The sequence below is a fragment of the Yoonia sediminilitoris genome (assembly GCF_003058085.1).
In the GTDB taxonomy this organism is placed as follows: Bacteria; Pseudomonadota; Alphaproteobacteria; order Rhodobacterales; family Rhodobacteraceae; genus Yoonia; species Yoonia sediminilitoris.
Map to the genome: position 1 here is coordinate 1 of NZ_QBUD01000035.1, position 6,525 is coordinate 6,525.

Annotated in this window: 8 protein-coding genes; 3 read left to right on the top strand and 5 right to left on the bottom strand. The window is 53.6% G+C overall.

Annotated elements, in window-relative coordinates; translation table 11 throughout:
- A partial coding sequence (locus C8N45_RS23365) for a hypothetical protein (RefSeq protein WP_211095508.1) occupies nt 1-417 on the top strand: 417 nt, incomplete at its 5' end.
- A gap of 281 nt (nt 418-698) precedes the next feature.
- Here C8N45_RS23365 and C8N45_RS22720 read toward each other — a convergent pair.
- From C8N45_RS22720 to C8N45_RS22730, 3 genes are all read right to left on the bottom strand, one after another.
- A complete protein-coding gene (locus C8N45_RS22720; RefSeq protein WP_168769579.1) occupies nt 699-1,526 on the bottom strand; it encodes a class I SAM-dependent methyltransferase in 828 nt (275 codons plus the stop codon).
- Nucleotides 1,526-2,044: an OsmC family protein gene (locus tag C8N45_RS22725; RefSeq protein WP_108389321.1), complete on the bottom strand. Its 519-nt coding sequence runs from the start codon at nt 2,042-2,044 to the stop codon at nt 1,526-1,528. Before C8N45_RS22725 ends, C8N45_RS22720 begins: the two co-directional genes overlap by 1 nt.
- Nucleotides 2,045-2,122: 78 nt before the next feature.
- Nucleotides 2,123-2,338, bottom strand: a complete 216-nt coding sequence (locus C8N45_RS22730) for a tautomerase family protein (RefSeq protein WP_108389323.1) — start codon at nt 2,336-2,338, stop codon at nt 2,123-2,125.
- Nucleotides 2,339-2,528: 190 nt separating this feature from the next.
- Between C8N45_RS22730 and C8N45_RS22735 the strand changes: the two genes are divergently transcribed.
- On the top strand, nt 2,529-3,209 hold the full coding sequence (locus C8N45_RS22735) for a winged helix-turn-helix transcriptional regulator (RefSeq protein ID WP_245882839.1): 681 nt from the start codon (nt 2,529-2,531) through the stop codon (nt 3,207-3,209).
- A 209-nt stretch (nt 3,210-3,418) separates the two neighbouring features.
- Here C8N45_RS22735 and C8N45_RS22740 read toward each other — a convergent pair whose 3' ends face one another.
- Both C8N45_RS22740 and C8N45_RS22745 read right to left on the bottom strand, forming a co-directional pair.
- The gene (locus tag C8N45_RS22740) at nt 3,419-4,477 is read right to left on the bottom strand and encodes a Hint domain-containing protein (RefSeq protein WP_108389327.1); all 1,059 of its coding nucleotides are present in this window, start codon (nt 4,475-4,477) and stop codon (nt 3,419-3,421) included.
- 170 nt (nt 4,478-4,647) lie between these two features.
- Nucleotides 4,648-5,181, bottom strand: a complete 534-nt coding sequence (locus tag C8N45_RS22745; protein WP_108389329.1) for a DUF6647 family protein — start codon at nt 5,179-5,181, stop codon at nt 4,648-4,650.
- Nucleotides 5,182-5,289: 108 nt separating this feature from the next.
- Here C8N45_RS22745 and C8N45_RS22750 point away from each other — a divergent pair, with 108 nt between their 5' ends.
- The gene (locus tag C8N45_RS22750; RefSeq protein ID WP_108389331.1) at nt 5,290-6,198 is read left to right on the top strand and encodes a LysR substrate-binding domain-containing protein; all 909 of its coding nucleotides are present in this window, start codon (nt 5,290-5,292) and stop codon (nt 6,196-6,198) included.
- The last annotated feature ends 327 nt before the right edge of the window (nt 6,199-6,525 follow it).

A 6,525-nucleotide genomic window follows, 5' to 3' on the forward strand; every position in this document is an offset into this window, starting at 1 on the left:
TGTTCGGTTGTCGTCAAATGTCCAGCATCCAACGCCCCGGAGAACGATGCGGACAACGTCACAAACACGATCAAAATGGCGCGGATCAGTACCATGATCCGTATCTACATGGGATATATGTTGATTTGCAAGCTATCAGGGAGCTACATCCTGTCGCGCGGGATCAGTGCCGGTGGGATCCTCGCCCTGCGCCATCATCACTCGTCACTTGCAGCACCATGCCCTCTGCCGTTTCGGACGCGTCTCTGCCCAGCGATCCTCTCGCACTCTGCCAGTTCGGCGATGGTGGCGAACTCACCCGACTCCAACATCCGCTTCCAGCGAAAGGCCTGCGCCAGCGCCTTGACCAACGTGTTGTCCATCTTGGGTTGGCAGTGGGGCCAAGGCAGTATCAGCAGTGATCCATTTAAGGGATAAACTTCTTATAAGGATCCTATAAGGGAAATGTCCCTTAAATCGGCTCAATACAGACGCCGCGTGCGCGGACGTAGTTGGCAGCATGCAACGTGGATTTTCGGGCAAGATGCATCCAACGTCATGGATCGATTGGAAGAATCCTGCGGCCCGCTTGCAGAGTGGAAGCTTGCCGACAACGGATAGCTCAGTGTGGAAATCGCGATATCTCGCCCGATTTGCGGGCGTTCGCTCAATCTGCAGCGTTGGGCAGTAAAGAGCCCGATGCGGACACGGTCTGTCTTTCAGTTGAGCGGACGAAGACCCCGCACGGTTACGAACTCACCGGGAATGCCGTAGCTCCCGTCACTTTTTTTGTATTCCGCGACAGACGCGAGGAACTCCTGGCAAATCCCTTTCCAGTCTTCATCGCCGAGCCGTTTGACGGCAAGTGCAACGGGACCACCCAACAGAACAGCCTCCACGACATCTTCGTCGGATTGGAAGACCAACATTTCAGACTGGCGGTGCTCTTGAATGTTCTGCAACCCGGCACCTTCGAAGAGTCGCTTGAGTGCGTTTGGCGCCCCCGTTCCAAAGAACATCGGGCACACCTCTGATGCGACATGGGCGTCCACGATCGGAAAGACTTCCGCCCAACTACAATTTCTGCGTTCACCCCAGACGGTTGCTGTGACAGTGCCGCCTGGAGCGACAACTCGCGACATCTCAGAGATAGCAGCGGCAGGATCGGGCGTATACATCAGCCCCAACGCGCATATCGCAGCGTCGAAGGTCTCATCAGGCACATCAAGCTTTTCTGCAGCCATACGCGCTGCCGTGACATGGCCATCTAAATGCCCGTCCAATTGAGTGCGCAAGTTATCGATCATGCCCTGTGACAAATCAGTGGCAAGGACCTGTCCATTCGAGCCTATCGCGTCGGCGAGCCGCAAAGTGACCAGACCGCTACCGCAGGCCGTCTCGATGACCTTTTGACCAGTTTTGACGTCTGCCATTTCTATTAGACGGTCGTGGGCAGGACGCAGTTGTGCCTGCCAGGATGCGTGATAATACCCGGCCGCAGCATCCCAGCCATAACGTTGGACGCGAAGTTTAAGGCGGGCATCCATCACAAGGCTCCCTGGACTATCGAGATTACGGTGCTGACTGGTTGAGCATCCCGGTAGGCGAGGAACCATGGATCGTTGGCAATGGCGCGGCTGACCATCCCACCAACCTCATCTTCGGGTTCAGGGCTTTTGATCTCAATAGCGATCCGGGTATCACCTGGCACAGGACTTGCGCCCGCCATGGCGAGGACCCCGCGATTATCCCAGTCCTGTTCGATGCCAACGCTGACTGAATCGAGTTCCAGATTTTCGCGCGCAGCGGTCATCTTGATCCCGATCGCAAGACACCCACAAATCGCAGCACGTGCAAAAAAACCTGGCGTTGGTCCTTCTTCGCTTCCTCCAATCGCATTCGGCATGTCCAGGGTTAGGCTGTGTCCGTCTTGCTCATAAGTGCAACTCAGTCCGTCACGCACCTTGGCGAATCCGCGATTGACCACCTGGGCATGCTCCGGGCGTTGGGTGAATATTGAAATCGCGCGCAACTGCGCTTCTCTGGCATGGCTATTTCTGTCCATTGCTTAATCTCCAAGCTATTCTAAAGGGTCTGCCGGTGGCCGAACCGCCCATCCTGGCGGTCCGGCCAAAGCTGTTATTCATCCAGTGGCCATAGCCTTGATGTCATCGGCGCTGGGAGTGTTGCCTCCAATCCCCCATTGTCCGCTGCGTACCTCCTTGACCCGGACCCAGGTGACCCCGCGCATACCTTCCCCTTCGACCTCCACCATCGCGTTCGTCACTTTTTCGATCATCTTCGCCTTCTGTACATCGTCGAAAACGCCTTCAATCACTTCAATATCTACCAACGGCATGGCAAACCTCCTTTGCTTCCAATCATGGTAAAACGATGCTCGCATTCGTGACATGCGCCAAACCAGTCCCTTAAATGGAGTAAATCCACTACAATTTCTGAAGTGGACGATAGCGGGCCTGAAATGCTTTGCTTGGAGCGGAGGTACTGCAATGTCAGATTCGAATTACCCGAAGTTTTGCCCTGTCGCGATGGCTGCCAGCCTGTTGGAACCACGTTGGACCATGCTCATACTGTGCGAAATGTGGTCCGGTTCGACACGCTTCAATGAAATCCAACGAGGTGTACCTGGCATGTCACCCGGTCTGTTGTCCAAGCGTTTAAAGCAAATGGAAGTGAACGGCCTTGTGACCCGCCGCGGCGCTGGTCCAGGTGCCCATGCCGAGTATTTCACGACCCCGCTTGCTGATGAACTTGAGCCGCTGATCCGCGGTCTTGGTGAATGGGCCCACCGCAACATCGACTGCGATGTATCGCTGCAAAACTTGGATGCGCGTTTGCTGATGTGGAAAATTCGCGGAAAGATCGATCGACTGCAACTTCCGAAACCGAAGTGTGTTATCCAGTTCATTCTGAAAGATGCGCCGAACGAAACGGCGCATTACTGGCTCGTGGCCAAACCAGGCGAAGAAACCGACATCTGCTACACTGACCCCAAGTTCGACGTCGATCTTTACGTGGTATGCGAACTTCGCGCGCTGACGTCCGCCTGGATGGGGCACTCGACATTCAAAGAAGAAATTGACTGCGGACAAATTGCTCTGACCGGACATGATCTGATGGAAAGGTCTTTGACCAAGTGGCTTATGCGCAGCAGTTTTGCTGAGGTCCAGAAATGCTCCGGATTTGAGCAACGCAGAGCAACCAATTAGCAGCCCAAGCGTGGGGCAAATCGCCTAGTTCAATTTCCAAGGAACCGTTTGTCCATATTGAATGGAAGACTGGACACAATGTCACGCACATCGTTGGCTCGGCGGGTCTAGGCTCTTGCGTCCCAAAACGGCCACTTACACATAAATCAGCGAATGTCGGGTTTGAGCCCCGATTGACCAATACTGACCTGATTGCGCGTGTCAGCTTGTTAGGATGGCAGAGAATAATCGCACAAGGGAAACTTCGCATTCTTCAAGTGTCTTGCAACGAGTTCTTTTTGTTTGTTGCCTGCTGGCAAGAACTCAGCTGGCTCCGGTGAGTAGTCCCGGTCTGCGAGTTCTGGGAAAAGAGTCAGGATTTCCTCCCTTGCTTCAGATGGCAGTGCATTTAACGCTTCTGGTCCTGTATAAAGACTCTCAGTTGGGGCATCTTCCGCAAAGATAACCTCATGCTTGTCGAACAATAGGTGGAAATATTCAACTTCCAGGACATCCTCATCGACATAGATGCCCGGAAGCACTGTCAGTTTGATGGCTGGGATCAAGACGTCCTTGACGCCAAACATCCGCATTGCAATTTTGGAAGAGACCAGCATTCGATGCTGCCGGGAAACCACAAGATTCTGTTTGGGAAGGCCATTACCTAAAGCCCCGGCCGTAATACAGACCGGGCGTAATTTTGGATTGGCTGCAAGCAGCGCCGCCTTGATTTTCCGCCCCGCCGTCCAGCGGATGGGTTCAAGCCGCCCGTCAGACATGCAAACTTTGTCGCCTACTGCCAAATCTTCAACTGCAACATCCCCATGACGGGTTTTGATCAGCGTGCCCTTCGCGAAACACACATTAATGACATTGGGGGCAACTGGGGGCCATTGATTACCTGGCAACGCATCGATTATCGCATTTAGATCATCGCCAGACGTATACGGGTCCGAAGAATAGAGCGTGCCAGTGTTCGGATTACTGTCGTTGTCGAACAGCGCAAAGTCACTGCCACGGTTTTGTCCAAGCCCGCCGCCCCCGGTTGCTGCATTGAACTCGGCGGCATCAATAAGACCGTCGTCGTTAGCGTCGACAATACGCAGAGTAGCACCATCACCAAAGTCGATCGGCTCCGTCGACCCATAGAGAGCAACTGTGATCAGGACGGAATCACCATCAGCGATCCCGCCGGTGACTGAAGTTTGATAGGTTTGAAAAAAAATTGGCATCGCCTTGGTTAAATGAACCTCCAATTCTTGCGGGTCAAGTAATTTGCAATCGAACATACATTTTAGACATCTGAAGATAGTACCATATTCGACCTGTACATTTAGTCGGCCTCTCTGAAAGCCAAAGTGCGTGCAACTGCAGCAAACGGCTAAGATCCCAAAATGACCGATGCCGCGCTGCGTGCGAATGTCGGCTTCTCCTGTAGCGGCCAAAAAATGTATATAAATCAATCGGGATGGAAGTCGCGTCGACTACACCCAGCTTCCAAGACAACCGCGATCCAGTTGACCTTTGCTTGCAAGCCACGTTCGCGCAGCCACTCATCCTGAAGGCGATAGGCTGCTTCCTCCTGAGCACCGGGACAATAATAGTGCCGGGAAACCTGTCGGGCATGTACAAGTTCGTGAAGGAGCACGCTCGCATCATGTGGATCCTTTTGATCCCAGGGCATTATCATATATATTGTTGAAGATTCCGGATCAAAGAGCCCCCGTGTTCGCCCAAATCTGGACGCCGACGAACCCTGAATGGTTGCCGTAAGCGATGCGCTGATAATTTCTATCTTCGGGCGTGTCTCCGGGCGCAGAAAGTCCGTGTTTTGATCAAGCCAAGTATCGAAAACCTCTACCAGCTCTGCAATGTTTTCGGTTTTGCGCCATGCCGGTTCCCGATCGAGACGCACGATTGCGTCGGCCCAAGCAGAACCAGCGAACATTATTAGTGCCACCAACCAAAGGCAGGCGGGGGAACGTTCAAGCATAGTGCCCTCCATCATCGATTTTTGAAACTCGCAAAATTATGCTAGGGTCAGACTCACGGTTGAGCAAAAGACGATTTTTCATGGTGGTGTGAAAGGAATTCACAAACTTTGGGACGTAGACTTCCACCTTTCACTGCAGTTCGCGCTTTTGAAGCGGCAGCCCGGCATTTGTCCTATACCAAGGCCGCTGACGAGCTTTGCCTGTCTCCTTCTGCGATCAGCCATCAGGTCCGTTCCTTAGAGGAATACCTTGAGACAAAGCTTTTCGAGCGTCGCAAAAACAAAATGCAACTCACCCTGACGGGGAAAGCCTATGCGGGGAAAATGACGTCGCTTCTGGACGTATTCGAAGCAAGCACTTTGGACGCAGCAGATACCGCAAGTCAGTCTCTTCGCGTTCTTTGTACGCCGGGTTTTGCAGCACGTTGGCTTGTGCCAAGACTCGACCGGCTTATAGAGCCGTCGGCAATTCGGCTTCGCGTTTCCATAGGTGCTCCTTCGACGGACTTTCAAACCAATGATGCCGATGTCGTTATCGGTTGGGCCGATGACCCTGTACCGAGTGCCGAGGTTTTACCTTTGATGCGGTCTGGCAGGTATCCGGTTGCAGCTCCAAGCTTCATATGTGAGCACCGTATCGAGACCCCGGAAGACTTGCGCAAGGTCACATTGATGCACGACGAAACCATGGACCAATGGGCAGAATGGTTCGCTGCGGCTGGCGTCGAACCTCCTGACTTTCCGAGTGGGCCAGAGTTTCCCAATTGCGAGCTGGCGACATCGGGCGTCGAACAAGGCCTCGGAGTCTCACTCGCGTATGACATCATGGTGCGCGATACGATCAAGTCGGGTCGCCTGGTTCGCCTGTTCGAGGCAGTCACCATGCCTTTCGTTATGTACTCTTTTGTTTGCCAGCGCAGTCGAGCATCAGAGCCTTTGATCGCCGCATTCCGTGAGTTCGTGTTCAGCGAAATGGAAACCGACGGACGGCCGTCCCTTGCGGTTGTCGCAGAGTAGTCCGAATTCTTTGACTGACGCTATCATATTGGTCGCAGGTCCAAATGCAGCGCGCGGCAGCTTTGTCTCACGAAACGACGCTCGTCAGTAACCGTGCTCAAGGTCAGCTATTTGCTGGGAGCTGTCACCGAACGCGCCTCTGGTGATCTGCTCAGGCCAGGTGCGTCGCACCAGCGTAACGCACGTCTGCTTCTGACCAGTGCTAGATCAGCCTCAAAAATGTCTTGCTAATCAGGAGCCAATGGTATGGACCCCGCCGCCTTCGGTCGGCGACCCTTAGAAGATCAATTTTGGGAAAGGAGAAATACCATGCAGATAGTGAGAATT